Genomic DNA, 26,866 nt, shown 5'->3' with positions numbered 1-26,866 from the left:
GGGTCCGTCTTGCGACAGGGGTCAATGTCGGTTGTGGACCTTACGCTGGCGACCATGACCGTCCTGGAACCCCGCGACACCCGTGTCGCAGTCGCATACGACCCTGTCGACGAGAGCGTTCTCGGGCGTTCCTATCGGTCCCTCAGCGTCGGGATCGTCTCCGTCGTGCTGCTCATCGCCTTTGAGGCGACCGCGGTTGGGACTGCTATGCCCGTGGCGGCGAGGGAGCTCGACGGGGTGTCGTTGTACGCGTTCGCGTTCTCCGGGTACTTCACCACCAGCCTGTTCGGGATGGTGTTCGCGGGGCTGGGGGTCCCCCCACGCCTTTAAGGCAGTGGGGGAGGTCGGACCGGCGGGGGCCGCTCGGGGCGTTGAGCAGTGGGATCGCGGCGTTCGCGGCGGGGCTGGTGCTGTCCGGGAGTGCCGAGGGCATGTGGGTGTTCATCCTCGGGCGGGCCGTGCAGGGGCTCGGCGGCGGGCTGGTCATCGTCGCTCTGTACGTCGTCGTGGGGCGGGCCTATCCGGAGCGGCTGCGGCCGGCGATCATGGCGGCGTTCGCCGCCTGTTGGGTCGTGCCGTCCGTGGTGGGACCGCTGGCCGCGGGCACGGTGACCGAGCAGTTCGGGTGGCGGTGGGTCTTCCTCGGGATACCGATCCTGGTCGTCCTCCCGCTCGGGCTCGCCCTGCCGCAGATACGGCGGCGGGCGGGCGGGCCCGTGGAGGGCGTCCCCGCGGCTTCCTTCGATCGGCGGCGGATCCGGCTGGCTCTCGCCATCTCCCTCGGGGCCGGGTTGCTTCAGTACGCCGCTCAGGATCTGCGTCCGGTCTCGTTGCTGCCGGGGGTGGTCGGAGTCGCGTTGCTCGTGCCCGCCGTGCTCGGGCTGTTGCCGCGCGGGACGTGGCGGGCGGCCCGGGGGCTGCCGTCCGTGATGCTGCTGCGCGGGGTCGCCGCCGGCTCGTTCATCGCCGCCGAGTCCTTCGTGCCGTTGATGCTGGTGACCGAGCGGGGGCTGAGTCCCACCCTTGCCGGGTTCTCGCTCGCCGCCGGGGGCGCTACCTGGGCGTTGGGGTCGTGGGTGCAGTCGCGGTCGCGGGCGGAGCCGTATCGGGAGCGGTTGATGGCGCTCGGGATGGTGCTGGCGGCTGGTGCGATCGCTGCCGCGCCCAGTGTGCTGGTCCACTCCGTGCCGGCCTGGACCGTGGCCGTCGCCTGGGCGTTCGGGTGTTTCGGGATGGGGCTCGTCATCTCCTCCACCAGTGTGCTGCTGCTCCAGCTTTCCGCCCCCGAGGAGGCGGGGGCCAACTCCGCCGGGCTGCAGATCGCCGATGGCCTGTCCAACGTGCTGTTGCTGGCCGCGGGGGGTGCGGCGTTCGCGGCGCTCGGCGGCGGGAGCGTGGCGCACGCGGCGACGGACACGACCGCCGACGGGTCGTCGCATCCGGCCGCCTTCGTCGCCGTCTTCCTGCCGATGGCCGCGGTGGCGCTGGCCGGGGCGTGGGTGACCACCCGGCTGCGCGAGCGGCGACCGTAAACCCCCGGAACCCCGAAACCCCGGAACCCCGAAACCCCGGAACCCCGGAACCCCGGAACCCCGGAACCCCGGAACCCCGGAACCCCGGAACCCCGAAACCCCGAAACCCCGGAACCCCGGAACCCCGGACCCGGAACCCCGGAACCCCGGAACCCCGGACCCGGAACCCCGGAGCGCCGGACTCCGGACCCCGGACCCGGAACCCCGGACCCCGGACCCGGAACCCCGGACCCCGGACCCGGAACCCCGGACCCCGGACCCGGAACCCCGGACCCCGGAACCCCGGACCCCGGAACCCGGACTCGGAACCCCGGACCCGGAACCCCGGAGCGTCGGATCCCGGAAATCCCGTGGCCGTTGATCCGCCCTTCTCCTAACCTTCCTGCCTATGCAGCCCCTCACCCTCCCCCCGGATCTCAGCCACGCCCTGGACGACCTCGCGGACGCCACCGGGCGTCGGCCGGAGGACATCGCGCTGGACGCCGTACGTGCGGGTCTGCGTGCGGAGGAGGCGCGGGTGCGGGCCGTGGCCGAGCGGCTCGCGGGAGCCCACGCCGACCTGTTGCGGAGGCTTGGGGAATGAGCCGCCACCCCACTGACCCCGCTCACCCGACCCGTCACCTCACCGTCGCCGAGGTGACGGACATCGCGCGGATCGCGTTCGGCGGGCGGGCCCCCGAGGCACGGGCTCCCGGTCTGCTCGTCTCCGCCGTGCACCGGCCCCGCGCCCGGATGTTCGGCACGGCTGCGTACGACGACGTCCACGAGCAGGCCGCCGCCCTGCTGCACGCGATCGCCTCGAACCACCCGCTCGTCGACGGCAACAAACGCGCCGCGTGGCTGGCGGCCGTGACCTTCCTCGCGCTGCACGGCGTGGATCTCGCCGACTGCGCTCAGGACGCGGCGTACGACCTGGTCATCGACGTGGCGTCCGGTGCGGAGTCCGAGGTCGCGGTCATCGCGCGGCGGCTGCGGGCGCTGTGACGTGAATCCCACCCACCGGCGACCCGGCCTTGTTCGCACCTGGACACCGCCGGGCCGCCGGTAGGGTGGCCCGGTTGTCATACCCAGCCGAGTCGTTCCCCCCTAGCCCCTCTGATCCGACCCCTCACCGGAGACCGTGACTACCTCCCGCCCGTCGCCCGCCGCCACCCTCAACGGAGGGCCCTCCGGGCCCACGCCTATGTCTGCCACCTCCGCGTCCTCCCACTCCCACCACCTGTCGCCCGCCTTTCCCGGTCGTGCGCCCTGGGGCACTGCCAGCAAGCTGCGTGCCTGGCAGCAGGGGGCGATGGAGAAGTACATCCAGGAGCAGCCGCGCGACTTCCTCGCCGTCGCCACCCCCGGCGCCGGCAAGACGACGTTCGCGCTGACCCTCGCCTCCTGGCTGCTGCACCATCACGTCGTGCAGCAGGTGACGGTGGTCGCGCCGACCGAGCACCTGAAGAAGCAGTGGGCGGAAGCGGCCGCGAGGATAGGCATCCGGCTGGACCCGGAGTACAGCGCCGGGCCGCTCAGCAAGGACTACCACGGTGTCGCCGTGACGTACGCGGGCGTCGGCGTACGGCCGATGCTGCACCGGAACCGGTCCGAACAGCGCAAGACCCTCGTCATCCTCGACGAGATCCACCACGCCGGCGACTCCAAGTCGTGGGGTGAGGCGTGCCTGGAGGCGTTCGAGCCGGCCACCCGCCGCCTCGCGCTCACCGGTACGCCGTTCCGGTCCGACACCAACCCCATCCCCTTCGTGACGTACGAGGAGGGGAACGACGGGATCCGACGGTCCGCCGCCGACTACACCTACGGATACGGGTCGGCGCTCGCCGACAACGTCGTGCGGCCGGTCATCTTCCTCTCCTACAGCGGCAACATGCGCTGGCGGACGAAGGCCGGCGACGAGATCGCGGCGCGGCTCGGCGAGCCGATGACCAAGGACGCGATCAGTCAGGCCTGGCGTACGGCGCTGGACCCGCGCGGCGAGTGGATGCCGAGCGTGCTGCGCGCCGCCGACCAGCGGCTCACCGAGGTCAGGAAGGCCATCCCGGACGCCGGTGCGCTCGTCATCGCCTCCGACCAGGACTCCGCCCGCGCCTACGCCAAGCTGATCCGGGAGATCACGGGGACGAAGGCGACCGTCGTCCTGTCCGACGACAGCGGCGCGTCCAACCGCATCGACGAGTTCAGCGCGAGCAACGACCGGTGGATGGTCGCGGTGCGGATGGTGTCGGAAGGCGTCGACGTGCCGCGGCTGGCGGTGGGGGTGTACGCCACCACCATCTCCACGCCCCTCTTCTTCGCCCAGGCCGTCGGGCGTTTCGTGCGGTCCCGGCGGCGTGGCGAGACCGCGTCCGTGTTCCTGCCGACCGTGCCCGACCTCCTCACCTTCGCCAACGAGATGGAGGTCGAGCGCGACCACGCCCTCGACAAGCCCAAGAAGGAGGGCGAGGAGGATCCGTACGCCGAGTCCGAGAAGGAGATGGACGAGGCGAACAAGGAGCAGGACGAGGACACCGGGGAACAGGAGCAGTTCGCCTTCGAGGCGCTGGAGTCCGAGGCCGTCTTCGACCGGGTGATGTACAACGGCGCCGAGTTCGGCATGCAGGCCCACCCAGGCAGCGAGGAGGAGCAGGACTACCTCGGCATCCCGGGGCTGCTGGAGCCCGACCAGGTGCAGCTGCTGCTCCAGAAGCGGCAGGCCAAGCAGATCGCGCACAGCAAGAAGAAGCCGGACACCGAGGCCGACCTGCTCGAACTGCCCGCCGAGCGGCGGCCGGTCGTCTCGCACAAGGAGATGATGGAGCTGCGCAAGCAGCTCAACACGATGGTCGGCGCGTACGTCCACCAGAGCGGCAAGCCGCACGGCGTGATCCACACCGAGCTGCGGCGCGTGTGCGGTGGTCCGCCGAGCGCGGAGGCGACGGCGGGGCAGCTGCGGCAGCGGATCGCCAAGGTGCAGGAGTGGGCCACGCGGATGAAGTGACCTCCGTGCCCTGTGAGGGCCCGGAGGGGCGCGCGGCGCGTCGTCACGCTCCGTACGTATCGGGAGAAATGCAGGTAGTCCATACCGGTCAATGACCGGATTCTGGACGGAGCCTTCCGCTCAGCGAACCTGCTTCGCTACTGTCCCGCTACGCACACGCCCCGTGGCAGCGCCGCCGCGGAGCGCAGCCGTGAAGCGACTGGGCCCGGACACGCCGGGCCCATCTGTCGATCGGCGGCCTCTCAAGCGCGTCACTGACGGGACTCGGTGACGCATCCGCCGCGACGGGGGCCCGCCGACCTCACCACTTAAGGAGTGGGCGTCGTGACCGCGGAGACCTCCCAGACGCTCGATCGAGGGCTGAAGGTTCTCAAGCTGCTGGCCGATACCGACCACGGGCTGACCGTCACCGAGCTTTCCAACAAACTGGGCGTCAACCGGACCGTTGTGTACCGGTTGCTCGCCACCCTGGAGCAGCACGCACTCGTACGACGTGACCTGGGCGGGCGAGCCCGCGTCGGCCTCGGAGTGCTGAGGCTCGGCCGCCAGGTGCATCCGCTGGTGCGGGAGGCCGCGCTGCCCGCGCTGCGGTCGCTGGCCGAGGACATAGGGGCGACCGCGCATCTGACGCTGGTGGACGGGACGGAGGCGCTCGCCGTCGCCGTCGTCGAGCCGACCTGGACGGACTACCACGTGGCCTACCGGGCCGGGTTCCGGCATCCGCTGGACCGGGGCGCCGCGGGCCGGGCGATCCTCGCCGCGCGCCAGCGGCGGCCGGACGAGCCGGGGTACACCCTGACGCACGGCGAGCTGGAGGCGGGGGCGAGCGGGGCCGCGGCGCCGTTGCTCGGGGTGACGGGGGTCGAGGGCAGCGTGGGTGTGGTGATGCTGGCGGACGCGGTGCCGGAGCGGGTGGGGCCGCGGGTGATGGACGCTGCGCGGGAGGTGGCGGAGGCGTTGCGCTGAGCTCTGCGGCGCCTGACGCGGGGCGGGTGTACCTGGGCGGGTGGGTGTGTGGCGGCGACCGTTACATTGACCTCGTGCTCTCTCGTCTCTCACGCCCCCAGGCCCTCGTCGTCTGTGCTCTGCCGCTCGTGGCGCTGCTCGCCACGGCGGCCTTCGCGCCGTTGCCGTTCTCGGTGGCGCAGCCGGGCATGACGGCGAACGTCCTCGGTGAGAACAAGGGCGACCCGGTCATCACGATCTCCGGCGCGCCCACCCGGGAGACGAAGGGGCAGCTGAGGATGACGACGATCGAGGCGACCAGCCCCGACACGGACGTCTCGCTCTCCGATGTGATCGACGGCTGGTTCCGTGCCGACCAGGCGATCATGCCGCGCGACTCGGTCTACCCCAGCGGGGAGAGCACCAAGGAGATCGAGCAGCACAACACCGAGCAGATGCAGCAGTCCCAGGACGCCGCGACCGAGGCCGCGCTGACGTACCTGCACCGAACCGACGACGGCCTCAAGGTCACGCTGAAGCTGGCCGACGTGGGCGGCCCGAGCGCGGGGCTGCTGTTCTCGCTCGGCATCGTCGACAAACTGGACGGCGACGGCAGCGGCGGCGACCTCACGGGCGGGCGCACGATCGCCGGGACGGGGACCATCGACGCCGACGGCAAGGTCGGCGCGGTCGGCGGCGTCGCCCTGAAGACGCAGGCCGCCCGACGGGACGGGGCGACCGTGTTCCTCGTGCCGAAGGACGAGTGCGGCGACGCGAAGTCCGAGCTGCCCAAGGGCCTGCGGCTGATCCCGGTCACCACCCTCAAGGGCGCGGTGGGCGCGCTGGTCGCGCTGGAGAAGGGGAAGGGCTCGGTACCGAGCTGCTGACCGACCTGACCGACCGCTCCACGCACCGCCGGTCACTTCACACACCGCCGGTCACTCCACGCACCGCCGCTCACTTCACGAACCCCTGGTCCTTCATCCAGTCCAGCGCGACCTGGTGCGGGTCCTCCCCGGCGACGTCCACCTTGGCGTTCAGCTCCTGCGCGACCGCGTTGTCGAGTTTCTCCGTGATCGGGTTCAGCAGGCCCGCGATCGCCGGCCACTTCTTCAGCGCCTTGGAGTTGATCACGGGGGCCGCGTTGTAGTTGGGGAAGAAGTCCTTGTCGTCGTCCATCACCGCCAGGTTCATCGACCTGATGCGGCCGTCGGTCGTGTACACCTCCCCGTAGGTGCAACTCCCCTTCGCCGCCTGCGTGTAGATGATCCCGGTGTCCATCTGGGTGATCCGGGACGCCGCGATGTGCATGCCGTACGCCTTCTCCATGCCCGGCAGCCCGTCCGCCCGGTTGGCGAACTCGCCCTCCACGCACAGCGTCACGGCACTCGGGTCCGACTTCGACAGCGCGGCCACGTCCGACAGCGTCTTCGTGCCGTACTTCCTGTAGTTGGCCTGGTTCACGGCCAGCGCGTAGGTGTTGTCCAGCCGGGACGGCGGCAGCCAGGTCAGCCCGTTGTCGAGGTCGGCGTCATGGACCGCCCGCCACTGCTCCTGCGGGTCGGTGACGGGCTCGCTGTTGCCCATGTACGTGATCCACGCCGTGCCCGTGTACTCGTACATGGCGTCGGCGTCGCCCTTGCGGACCGCCTCACGGCTGCCGATGGAGCCCTGGACGCCGGTGCGGTCCAGCACGTCCGCGCCGGCCGCCTGGAAGGCGATGCCGATCATCGCGCCGAGGACGAGGTTCTCGGTGAACGACTTGGACGTCACCGTGAGATGGGCGCCCTCGAGCGGCTCGCCCTGCCCGATCGACCCGGGCGAGACGTCGTCGACCATCGGCGAGCCGCTGCTCAGCCCGCACCCGGAGAGCACCGCCAGCGCGAGGACCGGCGCCAGTGTCCGGGCGGCTCTGCGGCACAGGCGTCTCACGTGTCCACGTCCAGTCCCCGTGGCCGCAGCATCACCTCGGCCAGTGAGGCCAGCCAGTCGACCAGCAGCGCCAGCGCCACGGTGAGGATCGCGCCCAGCACCAGCACCGGCATACGCTGGTTGGTGATGCCGGCGGTGATCAGGACGCCCAGGCCGCCGCCCCCGCCGAAGGTCGCCAGGGTCGCCGTGCCGACGTTCAGCACGAGCGCCGTGCGGACGCCGGCCAGGATGAGCGGGACCGCCAGCGGCAGCTCCACCCGGGACAGCACCCCGACGGGGGTCATGCCGATCCCGCGGGCCGCCTCCAGCAGCGTGGGGTCGTTCGCCTTCAGCCCCGCCATGGTGTTGGACAGCACGGGCAGGACGGCGTAGGCGATGATGCCGATCAGGGCGGCCCTGCGGCCGATGCCCAGCCAGATCACCAGCAGCGCCAGCAGCCCGATGGCGGGCGTCGCCTGCCCCATGTTGGCGAGGGCCAGCGCGAGGGGGGTCGCCTTCCGGAACCGCCGCCGGGTGAGCAGAATGCCCAGCGGGATCGCGATGATCAGCACGAAGAAGGTGGAGATCACCGTGAGTTGGACCTGCTGCCACAGGCACTTGGACACCTGCCCGTTCGAGAGCGCGTTCTTGGAGATCGGGTCCAGGTCCGCCTGCTGGAACCACAGCCAGGTCGCCAGCAGCAGGGCGACCACGAAGGCGGGCAGAACGGTCAGCTTCTGCCAGGTGACGCGCCGCCGCGGGGGAGCGGGTGGCGGGAACGGTGACGGCGCCCGCTCCGGGGCCCGCTCCTGCGCCTGTTCCGGCGCCCGCTTCCGCGCCGGGTTCTGCGCCGGTCCCTCCGCCGGTCCCTCCGGCCGGTCGTCGAGCTCGGGGGCGCTCACGCCTTCGCCTCCGCGCCCGGCCCCTCCTGTTCCGCGTGCGTCTGCGCGGCCCGGGCCTCCTCCAGTTCGTGCTGCGCCTCCAGGGCCTCCAGCCGGTCGGCCTCCAGCAGTCGGCGGACGGAGTTCATCAGCGTCTCCATGTCGACGACTCCGGTGTACTCGCCGCGCCGGCCGGTGACCGCGACCCGCCCGGTGCTGTCGGTCAGCACCGCCTCCAGCGCGTCGCGCAGGGTGGCGTCCCGGGTCACCGTGCCGTGGACCAGGGCGCCCGCCCGGGCCAGTGAGCCTCTGGCCCGCATCAGGTCCCCGCGGCGCAGCCACTTGTGGGGCCGACCGCGCCTGTCCAGCAGCAGGATCTCGTTGGTGCCGCTGACCCGGAGCTTGTTGACAATGGTCTGGAGCGGGTCGTCGACGGTCACCGTCGGGCAGCCGGTGATCTCCACGTCCCGGACGCGGCTGAGGTTGAGCCGCTTCAGGGCCGCCCCCGCCCCGACGAACCCGGACACGAAATCGTCCGCCGGGTTGGTGAGGATCGCCTCCGGAGTGTCGAACTGGGCGATGTGCGAGCGCTCGCGCAGCACCACGATCCGGTCGCCGAGCTTGATCGCCTCGTCGAAGTCGTGGGTGACGAACACGATCGTCTTGTGCAGCTCGCGCTGGAGCCGGATCAGCTCGTCCTGGAGGTGGTCGCGGGTGATCGGGTCGACGGCGCCGAACGGCTCGTCCATCAGCAGCACCGGCGGGTCGGCCGCCAACGCCCTCGCCACGCCGACGCGTTGCTGCTGCCCGCCGGACAGCTGGCGCGGGTAGCGGCCGTGGAACTCGCCGGCGTCGAGGCCGACCAGGTCGAGCATCTCCTCCACCCGACCCCGGATCCGCGCCTTCGGCCAGCCGATCATCCGCGGCACGAGCGCGATGTTCTGCGCGACCGTCATGTGCGGGAAGAGCCCGGACGACTGGATCGCGTACCCCACCTTGCGGCGCAGTTTCACCGGGTCGATGTCGGTGACGTCCTCGCCGTCGATCCGGATCCGCCCGCCGCTCGGCTCGATCAGCCGGTTGATCATCTTCAGCGTCGTCGACTTCCCGCAGCCGGACGGCCCCACGAAGATGACGGTCTCGCCCGCCTTGATCTCCATGGTGACGTTGTCGACGGCGGGGCTCGGATCGCCCGGGTAGCGCTTGGTGAGCCTCTCCAGCTCGATCGACGCCCCGTGGGAAGAGATGGGGGAGGAGGCGGGCGGGGAAGCAGACGAGGAGGCGGAGGAGGAGGCGGAGGAGACAGAGGAGGAGACAGACGAGGAGGCGCGGGAGCCGCCGGGCGAGTCAGACACGGATCCCCCTGGGAATCGTCAGCCGTCCGATCAGGACGTACGCGGCGTCGAACAGCAGGGCCAAGGCGATGATCCCGAGCGTGCCCGCGAGCACCTGGTTGAGCGCGTTCTTGCTGCCCAGCGAGGCGATGCCGCGGAAGATCTCGTTGCCGAGACCGGGCCCGGAGGCGTACGCGGCGATGGCGGCGATGCCCATCAGCATCTGCGTGGAGACCCGGATCCCGGTCAGGATCGGCGGCCAGGCCAGCGGCAGCTCGACCCGCGCCAGCCGCGTCAGCCGGGACATCCCGATGCCCTTCGCCGCGTCCACCAGGGACGGATCGACCCCGCGCAGCCCGACGACGGCGTTGCGCACGATCGGCAGCAGCCCGTACAGCGTCAGCGCGATCACCGTCGGCGGCACGCCCAGCCCCACCACCGGGATCAGCAGACCGATCATGGCGAGCGACGGGACGGTGAGGATGCTGGAGGCAGCGGTGGTGGCGAGGCTGCCGCCCCAGTCGCTGCGGTAGGCGAGGACCCCGATCAGCACGCCCAGCAGGGTCGCCGCCACCATGCACTGGAAGACGACGCTGGCGTGTTGGTAGGCGTCGGTGAGCAGCTGCTGGTGACGGTTGCCCAGGTACTCCCAGAAGCTCACACGCCCTCACCACCCCATGCCGGCCAGTTCATCTCCCTGTCCGCAGGCCTGCCGCCTGCTCCACCAGCGGGATGATCCGCAGCGGAACGGGGTTCTCCATCACGATCGCGGTGGCGGCCCGGACAATGCCATCAAAACCGACGACCAGGTCGATCACCCGCTGGAGATCGGCGTTGGAACGGGCCACCAGCCGGCACAGCATGTCCCCGCTGCCGGTGGTGGTGTGCAGCTCCAGCACCTCCGGGACGGTGGCCAAGTGCGCCCGCACGTCGGCCCCTTGCCCCTGCCGGATCTGCAGCGTGGCGAAGGCGGTGACCGGGTAGCCGAGGGCCGCCGGATCGACCTCCGGGCCGAATCCCCGGATGACTCCATTCGACTGAAGCCGGTCGAGCCGCGCCTGCACCGTCCCCCGGGCCACCCCCAGCCGCCGGGACATCTCCAGCACCCCCAGCCGCGGCTCCCGGGCCAGCAGCACGATGATCCGGCCGTCCAGCTGATCGATCCCCATGCCCGCCCGCCTCCGCGATGGTCAGCCTGTACACGACGCCCGCGGATACGGGCGTTCGACTGGGCATATTGTCCAGCGATGGTGCGAACTATTGCGCACCTTGCTGCCCGGCGCGAGGCTTTCGGTATGACGCAGACCACACACCACACTCCCGACACCGCCCGGCAGGCCGATCCCTTCCCGGTCAAGGGAATGGACGCGGTCGTCTTCGCCGTGGGCAACGCCAAGCAGGCGGCGCACTACTACTCCACCGCCTTCGGCATGACGCTGGTCGCCTACTCCGGACCGGAGACGGGCAGCCGCGAGACCGCCTCGTACGTGCTCACGAACGGCTCGGCCCGCTTCGTCCTGACCTCCGTCATCAAGCCCGCCACCACCTGGGGCCACTTCCTCGACCGGCATGTGGCCGAGCACGGCGACGGCGTCGTCGACCTCGCCATCGAGGTCCCGGACGCCCGCGCCGCGTACGCCTACGCCGTCGAGCACGGCGCCCGCTCGATCGCCGCGCCGTACGAGCTGAAGGACGAGCACGGCACGGTCGTGCTGGCCGCGATCGCCACCTACGGCGAGACCCGCCACACCCTCGTCGACCGCTCCGGCTACGACGGCCCCTACCTCCCCGGCTTCGTCGCCGCCGACCCGATCGTCGCGCCGCCCGCCCAGCGAACTTTCCAGGCCATCGACCACTGCGTCGGCAACGTCGAGCTCGGCCGGATGAACGACTGGGTCGGCTTCTACAACAAGGTCATGGGGTTCACGAACATGAAGGAGTTCGTGGGCGACGACATCGCCACCGAGTACAGCGCGCTGATGTCGAAGGTCGTCGCCGACGGCACCCTGAAGGTCAAGTTCCCGATCAACGAGCCGGCGATCGCGAAGAAGAAGTCCCAGATCGACGAGTACCTGGAGTTCTACGGCGGCGCGGGCGTCCAGCACATCGCGCTCAACACCGGCGACATCGTGCAGACGGTACGGACGATGCGCGCGGCCGGCGTCCAGTTCCTGGACACCCCGGACTCCTACTACGACACCCTCGGCGAGTGGGTCGGCGACACCCGCGTCCCCGTCGAGACCCTGCGCGAGCTGAAGATCCTCGCCGACCGCGACGAGGACGGCTATCTGCTGCAGATCTTCACCAAGCCGGTCCAGGACAAGCCGACGGTCTTCTTCGAGATCATCGAACGCCATGGCTCGATGGGCTTCGGCAAGGGCAACTTCAAGGCCCTGTTCGAGGCGATCGAACGCGAGCAGGCCAAGCGGGGCAACCTGTAGGGCCTGCTTGTACGGGGCGACGCGCGGCGGCTCGTCAAGGGGTCACCGGGGCGGTTTCGCCGGGGCCGGCTCGTCGCCCAGGTCCGCCAGGGCCACCCGGGCCACCGGAACGAGCAGCGGGGAGAAGTACGGGTTGATCTGCAGCGCCTCCTGGAGGTGTCTGCGGGCCGGCCCGTCCTGCCCCGACCTCCGCTCGATCATGGCCCGGTGGTACTGGTACGGCGCGCTGCGCACCGCGCCTCCGTGCATCCGGTCGGTGGCGATCATGGCGAACTTCAGGGCCTCCCTGTCGTCGTCGGCCCGGTGCAGCGCCCAGCCCAGCGCGTCCGCGACCGCGATCCCCGGCTGCCGCCGCCACTCGGCCCGCAGCCGCCGCACCGCCGACGCCGGATCGCCGTGGTCCGCCTCGAACCGGCCCAGCACCAGCTCCCCGTCGACCCCGCCCGCCGCCTCCTGCCGGACCCGCGCCCGCAGCAGGTCGTACTGCACGTGCGCCGCCTGCGTGAGCCCCAGCGACTCGTACAGCTCGCCCAGCTCCAGCGCGTACTCCGGCAGCGGCTGCCGGGCGAGCGCAGCCCGGTACGCGCTCAGCGCCTCCGACGTCCGCCCCAGCGCCGCCAGCGCCCGCCCCTGCCCGGCCTGCGCGGCCCGCTGGTCGGGGTCGATCCGGACGGCCTCCTCGAAGTGCCGCAGCGCGTCCTCCCGCTCGCCGCGCTCCCAGGCGAGCTGCCCGGCCCGCTCCAGCCAGGCTGCCTGCTCGGCGGGGGCGGAGGCGCCGGCCGCCGCGTCGGCCAGCGCGGCCTGCGCGTCCTCCCGCCACCCCCGGTCCCAGTAGACCCCCGCCGCCCGCGCCCGCACGGCTGGACCGGAGTGCAGCGCCGTCAGCCTGTCGAGCGCCTTGCGGGCCTTCTTGTAGTCGCCGAGCCCGGTGTAGGCGTCGATGAGCTGCGCATACGTCGTCCAGCGCGTCGGCGCTGCCTTGCGCGCGGCCTCGCCCCAGGCCAGGGCCGTGGGGAAGTCGCGGCGCGCGTTGGCCAGCGCGGCCAGACCGTCCAGGGCTTCGGCGTTGCCCCGGGGGCGCGCGTTCAGCGAGGTCCGCAGCGCCTGCTCGGCCTTGGGGTAGAGGAGCGCCGCGTCGGCGGTGCGCCGGCCCTGCTCGGCGTAGGCCGTGCCGAGCACCGCCCAGGACCGGGCGTCCTTGGGATGCGTCCGCACCCGGCTCTCCCGCTCGTCGATCAGCACCGCCAGGTCGGACAGCGCGGCCGGCACCCCCGCCCGGACCGCCGTCCCCGCCTGCGCTCCCGGCGCCGGCGCGGGCGCCCGCCGCACGGCCGGCTCCCCGCCCGGCCAGGACATCAGAGCCCCGCCGCCCAGCACGAGACACCCCACGAGCGAGCCGACGAGCAGCCGCCGCCGACGGAACCGAGAGACCTTCTCCATGGCGCTCACTGTGCGTCAGCGGGATGACCGTATGACGTCAGCCGAAGCGTCCGGCGGACGGGGTTCACACCGATGGCCCCGGGTGCGAACCTGTGATCATGAGCCGTTCGGAAGCACGACACAACGACGCGTCCGTGGTGACGGGCGACCTCCTCGACCGGCTGCTGACCGGCCTGCCCGCCGAGGCCGTCCTCACCGACCCGGACGTCACGGTCTCCTACGCCAACGACATGGCGAGCTTCTGCCCGGCCGGCGCCCCGGCCGTGGTCGTGCTGCCGCGCACGGTCGAAGAGGTCCAGCACGTCATGCGCACGGCGAGCGAGCTGCGCGTCCCGGTCGTCCCGCAGGGCGCGCGCACCGGCCTGTCCGGCGGCGCCAACGCCTCCGACGGCTGCATCGTCCTCTCCCTGACGAAGATGGACCGGATCCTCGAGATCAACCCGGTCGACCGGATCGCCGTCGTCGAACCGGGCGTCGTCAACGCGGCCCTCTCCCGCGCGGTCGGCGAACACGGCCTGTACTACCCGCCCGACCCCTCCAGCTGGGAGATGTGCACGATCGGCGGGAACATCGGCACCGCCTCGGGCGGCCTGTGCTGTGTGAAGTACGGGGTGACGGCCGAGTACGTCCTCGGCCTGGACGTCGTCCTGGCCGACGGCCGGCTGATGTCCACCGGCCGCCGCACGGCGAAGGGCGTCGCCGGGTACGACCTGACCCGGCTGTTCGTCGGCTCCGAGGGCTCGCTGGGGATCGTCGTGCGGGCGATCCTGGCGCTGAAGCCGCAGCCGCCGCAGCAGCTGGTGCTGGCGGCCGAGTTCGCGTCCGGGGCCGCCGCCTGCGACGCGGTGTGCCGGATCATGGCGGGAGGGCACGTCCCGTCCCTCCTCGAACTGATGGACCGTACGACGGTGCGCGCCGTCAACGACCTCGCCCACATGGGCCTGCCGGACACCACCGAGGCGCTCCTCCTGGCCGCGTTCGACACGGCCGACCCGGCTGCCGACCTCGCCGCCGTCGGCGCGCTGTGCGAGGCGGCCGGCGCCACCCAGGTGGTCCCCGCCGACGACTTCGCCGAGTCCGAACTGCTGCTCCAGGCCCGGCGGTCGTCGCTCGTCGCCCTGGAGGCCGTCAAGGGCGCCACGATGATCGACGACGTGTGCGTGCCCCGCTCCAGGCTCGCCGAGATGCTCGAAGGCGTCGAACGCATCGCGGACAAGCACCAGTTGACGATCGGGGTCGTCGCCCACGCCGGCGACGGCAACACCCACCCCACCGTCTGCTTCGACGCGCAGGACCCCGACGAGTGCCGGCGCGCCCGCGAGTCCTTCGACGAGATCATGGGCCTCGGCCTGGAACTCGGCGGCACCATCACCGGCGAGCACGGCGTGGGCGTGCTGAAGAAGGAGTGGCTCGCGCGCGAGCTCGGCCCGGTGGGCGTGGAGATGCAGCGGGCGGTCAAGGCGGCCTTCGACCCGCTGGGCATCCTCAACCCGGGCAAGCTGTTCTGAGCCTCCTCGGGCTCTCGCGGTTCCTGAGGTTCGCCCGAGGCTTCCGAGGCCGGGACCGAAAGCTCACTCACCTCCGTCCTTCGACTCCTCGCCCGGCCACGGCTCGCACAGCCACAGGTCGTCCGCAAGGGTCGGGGCGAGCAGGTCGGCCAGGGCTTCGTCGAGGCCGAGCTGCTCGCCCTCGGTCCCCGGGGGCACCACCCGCAGCGTCCGCTCCAGCCAGGCCGAGACCTGCGCCGCGGGCGCCTCCAGGAGGGCGTCGCCGTCCGGTGAGCTCAGCGCCATCAGCACGACGCTGCGCCCGTCCGCCTTCGACGGCCACACCCGCACGTCCCCGTGCCCGCACGGCCGGAACACGCCCTCCACCAGCAGTTCGCGGGCGAACGTCCAGTTGACCGGGTGCTCGGAGTTGATGTGGAAGGCGACGTGGACGGCGAACGGGTCGTCGCTGCGGTAGCTGAGCCGGGCCGGGACCGGAATGCTGCGCTCCGGCGACAGGATGAGCTTGAGCTCCAGCTCGCGCTCCACCACGGTGTGCTGCATGTCGGTTCTCCTCTCGATACGGACCTCGTACGGGCCCGCGGTGGGCCCGTACGAGTGGAGAGGGGGCCGGGCCGGAACCATTACGCGGATTCGGAGAACTTTTTCGCGACGGTTTCCGCAGGGGGCTCCGGGGCGGGTGCGGAGTGAGCCGCGGAGCGGGTCGCGGTGGTTCGAGTCCTGGGGTTCGGCGGGCGGTTCCGAAGGTGTGAAGAGCGTGCACGAGGTTGCCCGGAAAAGGGCGGGTCCGACGGGACTGGCGGTGGGGGTTGCGCCGGTCTGATAGATGTGGAGGCTCCCATCCCACCCCCGAGCAGATACGGGACGACGGACATGAGCGCCCCAACCCCGGCACCCGGCGACGACAGGCCCCGCGAAGGGTATTACCCGGACCCGTCCATCCCTGGATACGTCCGGTACTGGAACGGTGCCGCCTGGGTACCGGGCACCAGCCGACCGGCGCCGTCCGACGGCCGCCCGCTCACGCCCCCGTCCGGCGCGCCCCCGGCCTCCGTCGAGGAGACCGGCCCGCACTTCTTCGACGAGGACCCGGCGCCGGCGGACCCGTACGACGGCCGTCCCGAGCCGGCCTCAGCGTGGGGCGCCGACCGCGCCCACCAGTCCGGCTTCGGCGGCGACCAGGACCGCCGCGTCTCCTGGGGCGGCGGCCCGCAGGCCTCCGACCCGAGGGTCCCGTCGCCCGCCCCGGCCCAGCCCGAGGGCCGGTCGACGAGCACGGACGGCACGGCGACGATCCCGCCCGCCGATCCGCAGGACGGCAGCGGGGACGTGGTCTCCGGCGGCACCTTTGTCTTCCGCCGCCCGACGGCGGGCAACGGGGGGGCGGACGGCAACGGGGGAGCGCCGTCCGGCCCCGCGGGCCTCATCCCTGACGAGGGCACCGTCACGTTCCGCGCGTCGGCCCCGCGCCCGGGCAACCAGACCGGCGCTTCCGGCGCGCCCCTCGACAGCACGTTCCCGGCCGCGGCCCAGGGCCCGACACCGCCTCAGCCAACGCCTGTCCCCGGCGCACCGGGCCCGGCCGACGCGGGCTTCGGCGCACCGGGCCCGGCCGACGCGGGTTTCGGCGCGCAGGCTTCGGTCCCGCCAGGCTTCGGGGCACAGGGACCGGTCGGCGCGTCCGGCAGCGGCACCGTTCCCGGCCCGCCTGCAGGCAGCGGCACCGTCCCGGGCCCGGCTGCAGGCAGCGGCACTGCTCCCGGCGCGGGCTTCGGCTCGCCGGGTCCCGCCGGAACGCCCCCTGCGGGCACTGCCCCGCCTGGCACGGGCCCGGTCAGCAACGCCCCTGCGAGCAGCGGCCCGGCCGGCAACGCTCCAGCGGGCAGCGCCCTGGCGGGCAGTGGTTTCGCGGGCAACGCTCCTGCGGGCAGTGGCCCCGCTGGTAGTGGTTTCGCGGGCAACGCTCCTGCGGGCAGTGGCCCCGCTGGCAGCGGTCCCTCGGGCAGCGGCCCTTCGGGCAGCGTCCCCGTCGGGGCTGCGGCCTCCGGAGCGGTTTCGGCCGGGCCGGGCCCCGCCAAGCCCGGTTTCGGGGCCGGTAAGGCGGCTGCCGAGCGGGCTGCGGCTCAAGGCGCCGGTGTTCCCGCCCCGCAGGGTCCCGCTCCGCAGGGTCCCGCTGGGTTTCCGGCAGGCCAGCCCGGCGTCCAGCCCGCCGCCCCGGCGGCCGCCGCGTTCTCCGGTGCACAGCAGGCCGCCCCGAGCGTGCCCCGGCAGTCAGGGGCTCCCGGTGTGGCCCAGCCGCAGTCTGCCGGGGCCGAGGGCGCTCCGATGGCTGCCGGGTCCGGTGGGGGGCAGCCGTCCTGGGCGCAGCAGGTGCAACGGCTCGCGGGCGCCGAGGACGGCGGCCCCGTCGCGCCCTGGAAGCCGCCGGTCGAGGACATCTTCCAGGCGGCCGCCCGGCGTCAGGCCTCGGCCCGCCCAGCGGGTCTCGGCAAGCGGCTGGGGGCCCGTCTCGTCGACACGCTCGTCCTCGCGGCCGTCACCGCCGCCGCCGCCGTGCCCTTCGGCGTGAAGGCGCTCGACCACGTCAACGAGAAGATCGACGCGGCCAAGCTCACCGGAGAGACCGTCACAGTCTGGCTGTTGGACGGCACGACGTCGGTGTACCTCGCGATCGTCCTCGGCGTCCTGTTGGTCTTCGGGGTCGTCTACGAGGCCCTGCCGACCGCCAAGTGGGGCCGCACGCTGGGCAAGAAGCTGTTCGGTCTGCAGGTGCGGGACATCGAGGGCGGCGAACCCCCGTCCTTCGGGGCGGCCCTGCGCCGCTGGCTCGTGTACAGCGTGCCCGGTCTGCTCGTCGTCGGTGTCGTGGGCGTCGTCTGGGGGCTGTTCGACAGGCCGTGGCGGCAGTGCTGGCACGACAAGGCGGCGCACACGTTCGTCGCCGGCTGACCGGCTGACCGGCTGACCGGCTGGCCGGTAGCCCGGACGGCCGCTTGCCGGATGCGGAGCCGAGGGGTTCGGGGTCGACTCGGGGGCATGACCACCGAACCGCCCCCGGGCCCCGGCGGCGGCGAGCCGCCGGAGGACGACCCGTTCAGGAAACGGCCCTCGCAGCAGCCCCCGCAGTCTCCGTACGGCGAGGGGCGGGGCGGCTCCCCCTACGACACCCCGCAGGGACCGTCCGGCGGCGATGCGTCCGGCGGCGGTCCGTACGGCGGCGGTCCGTCCGGCGGCGGTCCGTCCGGGGGCGGCCCCTACGGCGGTGACCCGTACGGCGGTTACCCCGAGGACCCGCTGGCCGGGATGCCCCCGCTCGCCGACAGCGGCAAACGCACGCTGGCGAGGATCATCGACATGATCCTCGTCTTCGTCGTGGTGACCCTGCTGGCGTGGGCGTTCGGGGTCGCGCAGTACACGACGGACGCGGACAAGATCGAGTTCGGCAAGACCTTCGGACGCGAGCTCGTCGCCGCGATCCTGTACGTCGCGTACGACACGGTCCTGACCGCCCGGTCCGGCCAGACGCTGGGCAAGAAGTGGCTCGGCATGCGCGTGGCCGACCTCGACAGCGGCTCCACTCCCTCCGCGCAGACGTCGCTGGTCCGCGCCCTGGTGCTGTGGGTGCCGTTCGCGTTCTGCTGCGCCTGTCTGTGGACGGCGGTCTGCGGCGGCTGGAGCTTCTTCGACAAGCCCTACAAGCAGGGTTTGCACGACAAGGCGGCCAAGACGGTGGTGGTCAGCACCACCTGACACACAGCCGCCGACACACCGCCCGCCGACGAACCGACAGACAGACGGACCGTCCGCCCGCCCAACCGGCACGGCCGACCGGCACGACCAAGGGCCCGCGCCTGATGCCGGGCGCGGGCCCTTGGCCGTGCCGCTGCGTCTCAGGGGGCTGTGGGCTCCCGGACGGGCTCGGGCGCCGAGGCGACCGACGCCGGTACGGGGGCGCTCACGGGCGCGTGCAGAGGAACGGGAGTGGGACCGGGAGCGGGAACCGGAACGGGCGTGCGCCGGCTCGCGGGTCGGCGCGCCGCGGAGCGGGCCACGGGGGCCCGCGACGGCTTCGGCGTCGGCACCGTCATGGCGACGAGCACGCCGAGTGCGACCGCGGCGACGACGACGAGGCCGATTCCGGGGCCCGAACTCGTCTGTGACAGCAGCAGCATGGCTAGCGTCGAGAGGATGACGGTGCAGGAACCGTATGTGAGCTGTGCGACAGTCGGACGAGGCATGGCAATCGTGTCCTCGGAAGCGGGGGCGTTCTCGACTCTATTCGCCTGCATGCCCGAGTGGACCGAACGGTAAGCGTGACCTAACCCACGGTGCCGGTGCACAGGGGGCGCACGGAGTCATGGCGTCCACCAAGTGGACTGTCCCGCGCGCCTGTCTCATTACCGTCATGTGTCCGTATTGCGAACACCGGCTTCCAATAATGCAGTTGACTTGTCCAAGTCAAGATCTGTCTTTTCTCGTAAACCAGTAGTCAAATGGCGTCACTTGACTACACGCGTATAACAGCGCGCGGACCTTCCTTGACAGGGATCCCCCCTTTCCGCGCGCACGGGCGCGTGCGTGGGAGGACATCAAGTGACCAGTAGATCTTGGACGTTCAGGACGGCCGCGACGGTCGTCGCGCTCGCGGCGGCCTCGGCGACGTTCACGACGTTCGCCGTGGCCCAGGCCGCGGAGACCGGCTCGGCGCAGGCCCCCGTCGCGGACGGGCAGGACCCGCAGCCGGCGAAGGCCCGCGAGCACGACTTCGACGGGCCGCTCAGCAAGACCCAGGACGCCCAGCGCCAGGAGGCCCTCAAGCAGGTCATATCCGGCGAGGCGTCGGTGAAGGACCGCGACGGCTCGAAGGTCGTCCAGCTCAAGAGCCGCAAGGGTGCGGGCAAGTACGTCGAGCTCGGCCGCGAGAGGACCGACAAGATCTTCACGATCCTCGTCGAGTTCGGCGACCAGGTCGACCCCCGCTACGGCGGCGCCGCCGGCCCGCTGCACAACCAGATAGCCCAGCCGGACCGGGCCGTCAACAACTCCACGGCCTGGCAGGCGGACTACGACCAGAAGCACTTCCAGGAGCTGTACTTCGGCACCGGCAAGAAGACCGAGTCGCTGAAGAAGTACTACGAGAAGCAGTCCTCGGGCCGCTACTCGGTCGAGGGCGAGGTCACCGACTGGGTCAAGGTCCCCTACAACGAGGCCCGTTACGGCTCCAACGACGCCACGACCGGTGCCTGGTACGCGGTGCAGGACGGGGTCAACGCCTGGGTCGCCCAGCGCGAGGCCGCCGGCGCCACCCCCGCCCAGATCAAGACCGAGCTGGCCGCGTTCGACCAGTGGGACCGCAACGACTTCGACGGCGACGGCGACTTCAACGAGCCCGACGGCTACATCGACCACTTCCAGATCGTGCACGCCGGCGAGGACGAGTCCGCGGGCGGCGGCGCCCAGGGCGAGGACGCGATCTGGGCCCACCGCTGGTTCGCCTTCGGCACCGACGCCGGCTCCACCGGCCCCGCCGGCAACAAGCTGGGCGGCGCCCAGATCGGCGACACCGGCATCTGGGTCGGCGACTACACCATCCAGCCGGAGAACGGCGGACTCGGCGTCTTCGCCCACGAGTACGGCCACGACCTCGGTCTGCCGGACGAGTACGACACCTCCGGCGGCGGCGAGAACTCCACCGGCTTCTGGACCCTGATGTCCTCCGGGTCCTGGCTCGGCACCGGCAAGGAGTCCATCGGCGACCTGCCCGGCGACATGAACGCCTGGGACAAGCTGCAACTGGGCTGGCTGGACTACGACACGGCCAAGGCGGGCGCGAAGTCCACCCACACGCTCGGCGTGGCGGAGTACAACACCAAGAACGCCCAGGCCCTCGTGGTCCAGCTGCCGGAGAAGAAGGTCACCACCGAGATCGTCGCCCCGGCGCAGGGCGCCACGCAGTGGTGGAGCGGCAGCGGCAACGACCTGAAGAACACCCTGACCCGGACGGTCGACCTGACCGGCAAGACGTCCGCCGCGCTGTCCCTGGACGCCTGGTGGGACACCGAGAAGGACTACGACTACCTGTACACCGAGGTCTCCACCGACGGCGGCGCCACCTACACGCCGATCGACGGCACCCTGGCCGACGGCAGCGCCGTCCCGCGCGACGGCAGCGGCAAGCCCGCCCTCACCGGCACGGCGGACGCCTACCAGAAGCTGACGTTCCCGCTGGACGCCTACGCGGGCAAGCAGATCAGCGTCCGCTTCCGTTACGCCACCGACGGCGGCGTCGCGCAGAAGGGCTTCGCGGCCGACGACATCACGCTGACGGCGGACGGCGCCACGCTCTTCGCCGACAACGCGGAGACGGCGGACGCGGCCTGGACGGCGAGCGGCTTCTCGCGCATCGGCGGCTCCATCACGGACGACTACGCGCAGTACTACATCGCCGAGAACCGCCAGTACGTGTCGTACGACAAGACCCTCAAGGTCGGCCCGTACAACTACGGCTTCTCGACGACCCGTCCGGGGTGGGTCGAGCACTACCCGTACCAGAACGGCCTGTTGATCTGGAAGTGGGACACCTCCCAGGCGGACGACAACACCAGCGCCCACCACGGCGAGGGCCTCATCCTCCCGATAGACGCGCACCCCACCCCGCTGAAGTGGTCGGACGGCACCCTGATGCGCAACCGCGTCCAGGCCTTCGACTCCACCTTCAGCTGGTACCCGACGGACGCGATCACGCTGCACAACGCGGACGTCGCGACCAAGATCAAGTCCCGTCCGGGCGTCCCGGTCTTCGACGACGGCAAGTCGACGTACTACGACGCGTCGAACCCGCTCGCGGGCGTCAAGGTCACTGACACCAACACCTCGATCAAGATCGTCGGGGAGCCCCTCAGCGGCTCGACGATCACGGTGAAGGTCGGCCCCTCAGCGAAGTAATCGACGTTTTCGCAGGTCAGACACGTATCGGCGGTGACCCCCTGGCGGGTTGCCGCCGATCGTGTTTAGGTGCCTCCTGTGCTTCGCTTATTGACACCGACACGGACGCCGGCGCTGACGCCGACCTCGATACCGACTCGCACGGGGGTGTGACCGCATGGCCGCAGGAGGCTTCTGCAAGCTGCCCGACGGCATGGTGGTGGTGGCGCTGAACCTGCCCCGCCCCGCCGCTCACGAGGGCCTCCCAGGCCCCTCCACGGACGTCCGCGTCCTCGTCCGCGCCCAGAACCGCGCCAGAGCCCTGACCAGGCTCCGCAACCTGGGCCTGAGAGCCGTCTACCTCCGGGGCAACGCCGCCCCGCCCACCCCGGACGAGATCACGGCGGTCCTCCACCACCCCGACGGGCTCATATGGCGCACGGCACCCGACAACGGTGTCCCGATCGGCGTCGTGGCGGTCCCGGAACTGTGGCGCCCGATCCGGGCACTGCTGCGGAGGGCGGCGGCGTAGGCATCCGGCGGGTGGGCGGGTGACGCGGACGCCGCCCGTCTCACCCGCCCACGATCGTCATCCGCCCACGATCGCCCGCAGAGTCACGTACAGCAGCGACGGGCCGAGCAGGCAGCCCACGCCCGTGTAGAAGGTGGCCGTCATGGCGCCGTAGGGCACCAGGCGCTTGTCGGTGGCCGCGAGCCCGCCGGCCACGCCGGAGGTCGTGCCCAGCAGCCCGCCGAAGGCCATGGCGGACTTCGGGTTGTTCAGACCGATCAAGGGGGCGATGAGCGGTGTCCCCACCATGACCACCACGGATTTGACCAGACCGGCCGCCACCGACAGCGCGATCACGTCCGAGTTCGCGCCCACCGCCGTACCGGTCACCGGCCCGACGATGTACGTGGCCGCGCCGGCTCCGATGGTCGTCAGCGACTTGGCGTCCGTGTAGCCGAAGAAGGCGGCGACGACGGCCCCGACGACGAACGACAGGACGACGCCCAGCAGGATCGACAGCCCGCCGGACAGCCCGGCCCGCTTGATCACCTTCAGGTCGACGCCGTAGGCGGTGGAGACGATCGCGAAGTCCCGGAGCATCGCACCGCCCATCAGGCTCAGCCCGGAGAGCACCGTGAAGTCGGCCGCTCCGTGCTCGCCGTCCGTCACGGTGCCGCCCCAGTAGGCGAGGGCCAGGCCGAGGAGGATGGCGATGGCGGAGCCCTGCAGCCGGCCGCGGGTCAGCTTCCTGGACAGCCAGCCGCCGGTCAGCATCAGCGCGCCGACCACCGCGAAGGCCACCAGCAGGCCGTTGTCTTCGAGGACGGAGGTGAAGCGGTCCATGTCAGGCCTCCTGCTTCTCGTCCGCGGTCGGCGTCGCCAGCGGTTCCAGTGGTTCGTCCGATCCGCCGATCCGCGCCACGACCGGCACCAGGGCGAAACCGACGGCGGCCGCGCCGAGGCCGGCCAGGATCGCCATCGGACCGCCGCTGACCGCCTTGACCACGTTCTGCGCGGAGGCCATGCCGACGACGATCGGTATGTACATCGCGCTCCAGAAGAGCACGCCCTGCTCGGAGGCCTCGGGGAACAGGCCCTTCCGCCGGAGCTGATGAGTGACCACGATCAACATGATCATGGCGAATCCGACTCCGCCGATATTGGCGTCGACGTTGAGGGCGGCGCCGAGCAGCTCGCCGACGGTTGCGCCCACGAGCATGCACACCGCCAGGGCCGCGACTCCGTAGATGACCATCGTCTTCTCCACACTGAGAGACATTGGGGACAGGTGGGAAACACAGGGGGACTGGGGCCAGGGGGACAGTCGGGAAACAGGGGACGCGCAGGGTGGGATCAGGCGCCGGCGAACAGATCGGCGTAACGCTTGCGCAGCTCGGCCTTCTGCACCTTGCCCATGACGTTGCGCGGCAGCTCCGCGACGACGCGCACCGCGCGCGGGTGCTTGAAGCGGGCGAGATCACCGCTGATGAAGTCCAGCAGCTCGCCCTCCTGGGGCTGCTGACCGGGCGCGGGGACGACGACGGCCACCACCGTCTCCCCGAAATCGGGGTGCGGGACCCCGATCACCGCGGATTCCAGCACCTTGGGATGGGCGTCGAGCAGCTCCTCGATCTCCTTGGGGTAGATGTTGTAGCCGCCGGAGATCACCAGGTCCTTGCCCCGGCCGACGATGCACAGATAGCCGTCCTCGTCGATGCGGCCCAGGTCGCCGGTGATGAACCAGCCGTCCGCACGGAACTCGGAAGCGGTCTTCTCGGGCATCTGCCAGTAGCCGGTGAACACGTTGGGGCCGCGGACCTCGATGCCGCCCACCTCGCCGTCGGCCAGCGCCCGTCCGGTCTCGCCGTCCGCCACCCGGATCTCGGTGCCGGGGAGCGGCTTGCCGACGGTGCCGGGCTTGCGCGGTCCGCCGTCGTAGGGGTTGGTGGTGTTCATGCCGGTCTCGGTCATCCCGTAACGCTCCAGGATGGCGTGGCCGGTGCGGGCCTCGAAGGCCTCGTGGTCGCTCGCGAGGAGCGGGGCCGAGCCGGAGACGAACAGCCGCATCGAGGCGCAGGCCTCCGGGGTGAGCCGGTCGTTCTTCAGCAGCCGGGTGTAGAACGTGGGCACGCCCATGAGCACCGTGGCCCGGGGCAGCAGATCGAGGACCGTCTCGGCGTCGAACTTCGGCAGGTAGTGCATGGAGGCGCCGGCCGTGAGGGTCATGTTCACGGCGACGAACAACCCGTGGACGTGGAAGATCGGCAGAGCGTGGATCAGCCGGTCCTCGGCGGTGAACCGCCAGGCCTCCAGCAGCGCCCGGCAGTTGGAGGCGAGGTTGCCGTGAGAGAGCACCGCGCCCTTGGAGCGCCCGGTGGTGCCGGACGTGTAGAGGATCGCCGCCGGGTCGTCGGCCGAGGCGTCGAAGATCTCTTCGTGGCGGCCGTCGCCGTCGAGGAGCGTGCCGTCGCCGGCCGTGCCGAGCGTCTCGACGACGAGACCGTCCCCCGCGCGGTGCGCGTGCTCGGCCCGGCGCTCCGGGGAGCAGACGAGCACGCGGGGCCGGGCGTCCTTGAGGAAGTACTCCATCTCCGCACCGGTGTACGCGGTGTTGAGGGGCAGGAAGACCCCGCCGATCTGCAGGGTCGCCAGGTACAGCGCGATGGCCTCCGGCGACTTCTCCACCTGCATGGCGACCCGGTCACCGGCGGTGACGCCGTCGGCGACGAGGCGCGCCGCGATCCGCTGCACGGTCCGCGCGGTCTCGCCGTAGGTGATGCCCCGCCCGTCGGGCAGCTCGAAGAGCGCCTTGTCCGGCTGTTGCTCCGCCTGCTCGACGAACGACCGGTGAATGGTCGGGAAGGGCGCCATCGGTGCTGTTCCTCTCTGGTGCTGCACGGCGTCGTCCTGGACGGCGTCGTCCTGCGCGGGCTCGTTCGCGGGGAGGTCGGGGAGGTTGGAGAGGTCGGGGAGGACGCCCCGCAGGGGCCCGTCGACGGCCACGGCGCGGCGGCGGACGAAGTCCTCGTGCCGGCGCTCCAGCTGGTCCGGCTCGTAGTGGTAGTTGATCATCGCGCCGTAGGACTGCCGCCAGGCCCCCGGCGAGGTGTTCGCCGGCCAGTTCAGCTGCCAGGCAGCCGCCCCGTTGCCCAGGTGGAAGCGGGCGACCGGGTCGAGCGGGCGACCGTCGTCGTGCCGCTCGAGCGCGATGTACCGGGCCAGGACGGGGAAGAGCCGGGCACGTATCCGCTCGGCGTCCGCCGCCGCGAGACCGGCCGGATCCGTTACGCCGTCCAGCTCCGCGGCGAGCTGTCGCAGGCCGGCGTCCCCCTCGGCGCGCTCCGTGAGCCAGCGCCGGAATCCCGGGATGGGCGAGAGCGTGGCGAACTGCGTCAGGTGCGGCAGCTGCTCGCCCACGTGCTCGATGACCTGTTTGATGAGGAAGCTGCCGAAGGACACCCCGGCCAGTCCGTCCAGGGCGTTGTTGATCGAGTAGAGCGCGGCGGTGTCCGCCTGCGCCGGGTCGAGCGCGGGGCCGGGCTCCAGCAGCGGGGCGATGTCGTCCGGCAGCCCGCGCACCAGGGCGACCTCCACGAAGATCAACGGGACGTTTCCGGTGGCGGGGTGGAAGAAGGCGTAGACACGGCGGTCCGCGGGCTCCAGACGGCGCCGGAGCTCGTCCCGGCTCGCCATCGGGTGGACCTTCTCGCCCCGCAGCAGGTGCTGGTGCAGTTCCTCCGGCGCGTCCCAGGTGACCTCCCTCATGCGGAGGAAGCCGCGGTTGAACCAGGAGGTGAGCAGGTGGTGGAAGTCGTGGTCGAGGGGCCGCAGCCGCGGGTGGCGGCGCGTGAGCCGGCGCAGATCCGCGCGCATGCCGACCAGGGCGAGGGTGGCGTCCGGCGCGTGGTTCATCCGGCGGAGCAGTTGCTGCCGGGCCGGCTCGACCACGTCGAAGAGACGGACCAGTTCCTCCGCGCCCTGGAGCCCGCGGTCCCTGACCGCCTCCCACTGGCGGTAGGCGGCGCGGACCTGGCCGGCGTCCACGTCGTAGGTCGTGGTGATGTGGCTGAAGAAGGCCAGTCTGCCGACGTCGTCGAGCTCGGCGTAGGCGGCGAGGGCCCGGGCGGCGACCGCGCGCATCGAGGCTTCGCCCACGTCGCTCATCAGGACTTCGCAGGCCGCCAGGAGCCGGTCCAGCGGGGGGTCCGGGGGCTCCCCGGCCGCCGGGTCGCCGTCTCCCGGCCGCCCGAGAGCCCGGAACAGGTCGCTCAGCAGCCAGCCGTCGCGAGGGTCCTCTTCCATGTCCGTCGCCCGCTCCTCTCGGCCCTTCGTCGTATCCATCATCGGTCATGATGTATACAACAGCTGCACCGTAGAGTACGGAGATGAGGTGCGCCAGCCCCTGGACCGGACCGGACCGGACCGGATCGTGCCGGGATCAGGGAAGGGGCCGGGGCCG

The 26,866-nt window shown here is 71.6% G+C and carries 22 protein-coding genes and 1 pseudogene; 12 read left to right on the top strand and 11 right to left on the bottom strand.

The window, feature by feature from the left end:
• Positions 1–54 precede the first annotated feature (54 nt).
• The 6 genes and pseudogenes from ACIBAF_RS22405 to ACIBAF_RS22380 all read left to right on the top strand — a co-directional run bounded on the left by ACIBAF_RS22405 (position 55) and on the right by ACIBAF_RS22380 (position 6,344).
• Positions 55–1,532 (top strand): annotated as a pseudogene (locus ACIBAF_RS22405) (MFS transporter).
• Between the two features lie 388 nt (positions 1,533–1,920).
• A complete protein-coding gene (locus tag ACIBAF_RS22400; RefSeq protein WP_399465074.1) occupies positions 1,921–2,115 on the top strand; it encodes a hypothetical protein in 195 nt (64 codons plus the stop codon).
• Positions 2,112–2,516 carry a type II toxin-antitoxin system death-on-curing family toxin gene (locus ACIBAF_RS22395; RefSeq protein ID WP_399465072.1) on the top strand — a complete coding sequence of 135 codons (405 nt, stop codon included), beginning with the start codon at positions 2,112–2,114 and terminating at the stop codon, positions 2,514–2,516. The genes ACIBAF_RS22400 and ACIBAF_RS22395 overlap by 4 nt, the downstream gene beginning before the upstream one ends.
• 199 nt (positions 2,517–2,715) lie before the next feature.
• Positions 2,716–4,512, top strand: coding sequence for a DEAD/DEAH box helicase (locus ACIBAF_RS22390; RefSeq protein WP_399465070.1), 1,797 nt, complete (start codon positions 2,716–2,718; stop codon positions 4,510–4,512).
• Positions 4,513–4,836: 324 nt separating this feature from the next.
• A complete protein-coding gene (locus ACIBAF_RS22385) occupies positions 4,837–5,478 on the top strand; it encodes an IclR family transcriptional regulator (protein ID WP_079661940.1) in 642 nt (213 codons plus the stop codon).
• Between the two features lie 74 nt (positions 5,479–5,552).
• Positions 5,553–6,344: a PDZ domain-containing protein gene (locus tag ACIBAF_RS22380; RefSeq protein WP_399465068.1), complete on the top strand. Its 792-nt coding sequence runs from the start codon at positions 5,553–5,555 to the stop codon at positions 6,342–6,344.
• Positions 6,345–6,414: 70 nt separating this feature from the next.
• Here ACIBAF_RS22380 and ACIBAF_RS22375 read toward each other — a convergent pair whose 3' ends face one another.
• From ACIBAF_RS22375 to ACIBAF_RS22355, 5 genes are all read right to left on the bottom strand, one after another.
• Positions 6,415–7,296, bottom strand: a complete 882-nt coding sequence (locus ACIBAF_RS22375; protein ID WP_399465217.1) for a glycine betaine ABC transporter substrate-binding protein — start codon at positions 7,294–7,296, stop codon at positions 6,415–6,417.
• An 89-nt stretch (positions 7,297–7,385) separates the two neighbouring features.
• Positions 7,386–8,270 carry an ABC transporter permease gene (locus ACIBAF_RS22370; protein ID WP_399465066.1) on the bottom strand — a complete coding sequence of 295 codons (885 nt, stop codon included), beginning with the start codon at positions 8,268–8,270 and terminating at the stop codon, positions 7,386–7,388.
• Positions 8,267–9,496: a betaine/proline/choline family ABC transporter ATP-binding protein gene (locus tag ACIBAF_RS22365; protein ID WP_399465216.1), complete on the bottom strand. Its 1,230-nt coding sequence runs from the start codon at positions 9,494–9,496 to the stop codon at positions 8,267–8,269. Before ACIBAF_RS22365 ends, ACIBAF_RS22370 begins: the two co-directional genes overlap by 4 nt.
• Positions 9,497–9,596: 100 nt before the next feature.
• On the bottom strand, positions 9,597–10,244 hold the full coding sequence (locus tag ACIBAF_RS22360) for an ABC transporter permease (RefSeq protein WP_399465064.1): 648 nt from the start codon (positions 10,242–10,244) through the stop codon (positions 9,597–9,599).
• Positions 10,245–10,272: 28 nt separating this feature from the next.
• The gene (locus ACIBAF_RS22355; protein WP_079661946.1) at positions 10,273–10,752 is read right to left on the bottom strand and encodes an Lrp/AsnC family transcriptional regulator; all 480 of its coding nucleotides are present in this window, start codon (positions 10,750–10,752) and stop codon (positions 10,273–10,275) included.
• A 126-nt stretch (positions 10,753–10,878) separates the two neighbouring features.
• On the opposite strand from ACIBAF_RS22355, the gene hppD reads away from it, so the two are divergent.
• Complete coding sequence (gene hppD, locus ACIBAF_RS22350; RefSeq protein WP_399465061.1) at positions 10,879–12,024, top strand: 4-hydroxyphenylpyruvate dioxygenase; 1,146 nt, start codon at positions 10,879–10,881, stop codon at positions 12,022–12,024.
• Between the two features lie 42 nt (positions 12,025–12,066).
• Here hppD and ACIBAF_RS22345 read toward each other — a convergent pair whose 3' ends face one another.
• Positions 12,067–13,464 carry a tetratricopeptide repeat protein gene (locus tag ACIBAF_RS22345; RefSeq protein WP_399465059.1) on the bottom strand — a complete coding sequence of 466 codons (1,398 nt, stop codon included), beginning with the start codon at positions 13,462–13,464 and terminating at the stop codon, positions 12,067–12,069.
• 92 nt (positions 13,465–13,556) lie between these two features.
• On the opposite strand from ACIBAF_RS22345, the gene ACIBAF_RS22340 reads away from it, so the two are divergent.
• Entirely contained in the window at positions 13,557–14,972 is a 1,416-nt protein-coding gene (locus ACIBAF_RS22340) for an FAD-binding oxidoreductase (protein WP_399465057.1), read from the top strand.
• A 63-nt stretch (positions 14,973–15,035) separates the two neighbouring features.
• On the opposite strand, the gene ACIBAF_RS22335 is transcribed toward ACIBAF_RS22340, so the two are convergent.
• The gene (locus ACIBAF_RS22335; protein ID WP_399465055.1) at positions 15,036–15,515 is read right to left on the bottom strand and encodes an SsgA family sporulation/cell division regulator; all 480 of its coding nucleotides are present in this window, start codon (positions 15,513–15,515) and stop codon (positions 15,036–15,038) included.
• A gap of 330 nt (positions 15,516–15,845) precedes the next feature.
• On the opposite strand from ACIBAF_RS22335, the gene ACIBAF_RS22330 reads away from it, so the two are divergent.
• Both ACIBAF_RS22330 and ACIBAF_RS22325 read left to right on the top strand, forming a co-directional pair.
• Positions 15,846–17,921 carry an RDD family protein gene (locus ACIBAF_RS22330; RefSeq protein ID WP_399465053.1) on the top strand — a complete coding sequence of 692 codons (2,076 nt, stop codon included), beginning with the start codon at positions 15,846–15,848 and terminating at the stop codon, positions 17,919–17,921.
• 87 nt (positions 17,922–18,008) lie between these two features.
• The gene (locus ACIBAF_RS22325; protein WP_399465052.1) at positions 18,009–18,722 is read left to right on the top strand and encodes an RDD family protein; all 714 of its coding nucleotides are present in this window, start codon (positions 18,009–18,011) and stop codon (positions 18,720–18,722) included.
• Between the two features lie 140 nt (positions 18,723–18,862).
• Here the strand turns inward: ACIBAF_RS22325 and ACIBAF_RS22320 are convergent, their stop codons facing one another.
• Complete coding sequence (locus tag ACIBAF_RS22320) at positions 18,863–19,210, bottom strand: hypothetical protein (RefSeq protein WP_399465050.1); 348 nt, start codon at positions 19,208–19,210, stop codon at positions 18,863–18,865.
• Between the two features lie 355 nt (positions 19,211–19,565).
• Here ACIBAF_RS22320 and ACIBAF_RS22315 point away from each other — a divergent pair, with 355 nt between their 5' ends.
• Both ACIBAF_RS22315 and ACIBAF_RS22310 read left to right on the top strand, forming a co-directional pair.
• Positions 19,566–21,917, top strand: a complete 2,352-nt coding sequence (locus ACIBAF_RS22315; RefSeq protein ID WP_399465048.1) for an immune inhibitor A domain-containing protein — start codon at positions 19,566–19,568, stop codon at positions 21,915–21,917.
• Between the two features lie 157 nt (positions 21,918–22,074).
• Positions 22,075–22,428, top strand: a complete 354-nt coding sequence (locus ACIBAF_RS22310) for a hypothetical protein (RefSeq protein WP_399465046.1) — start codon at positions 22,075–22,077, stop codon at positions 22,426–22,428.
• Between the two features lie 57 nt (positions 22,429–22,485).
• On the opposite strand, the gene madM is transcribed toward ACIBAF_RS22310, so the two are convergent.
• The 3 genes from madM to ACIBAF_RS22295 form a co-directional block, all read right to left on the bottom strand.
• Positions 22,486–23,250 (bottom strand): malonate transporter subunit MadM, encoded by a 765-nt coding sequence (gene madM, locus ACIBAF_RS22305; protein WP_399465044.1) that lies wholly within the window; start codon positions 23,248–23,250, stop codon positions 22,486–22,488.
• Between the two features lies 1 nt (position 23,251).
• Positions 23,252–23,686 carry a malonate transporter subunit MadL gene (gene madL / locus ACIBAF_RS22300; protein WP_399465042.1) on the bottom strand — a complete coding sequence of 145 codons (435 nt, stop codon included), beginning with the start codon at positions 23,684–23,686 and terminating at the stop codon, positions 23,252–23,254.
• A gap of 74 nt (positions 23,687–23,760) precedes the next feature.
• A complete protein-coding gene (locus tag ACIBAF_RS22295) occupies positions 23,761–26,709 on the bottom strand; it encodes an AMP-binding protein (RefSeq protein ID WP_399465040.1) in 2,949 nt (982 codons plus the stop codon).
• Positions 26,710–26,866: the final 157 nt, after the last annotated feature.

This window comes from Streptomyces sp. NPDC051677 (genome assembly GCF_044453465.1).
GTDB lineage: Bacteria > Actinomycetota > Actinomycetes > Streptomycetales > Streptomycetaceae > Streptomyces.
Note: the sequence above shows the minus strand (reverse complement) of the source record. Positions and strands in the feature narration are given on the sequence as shown.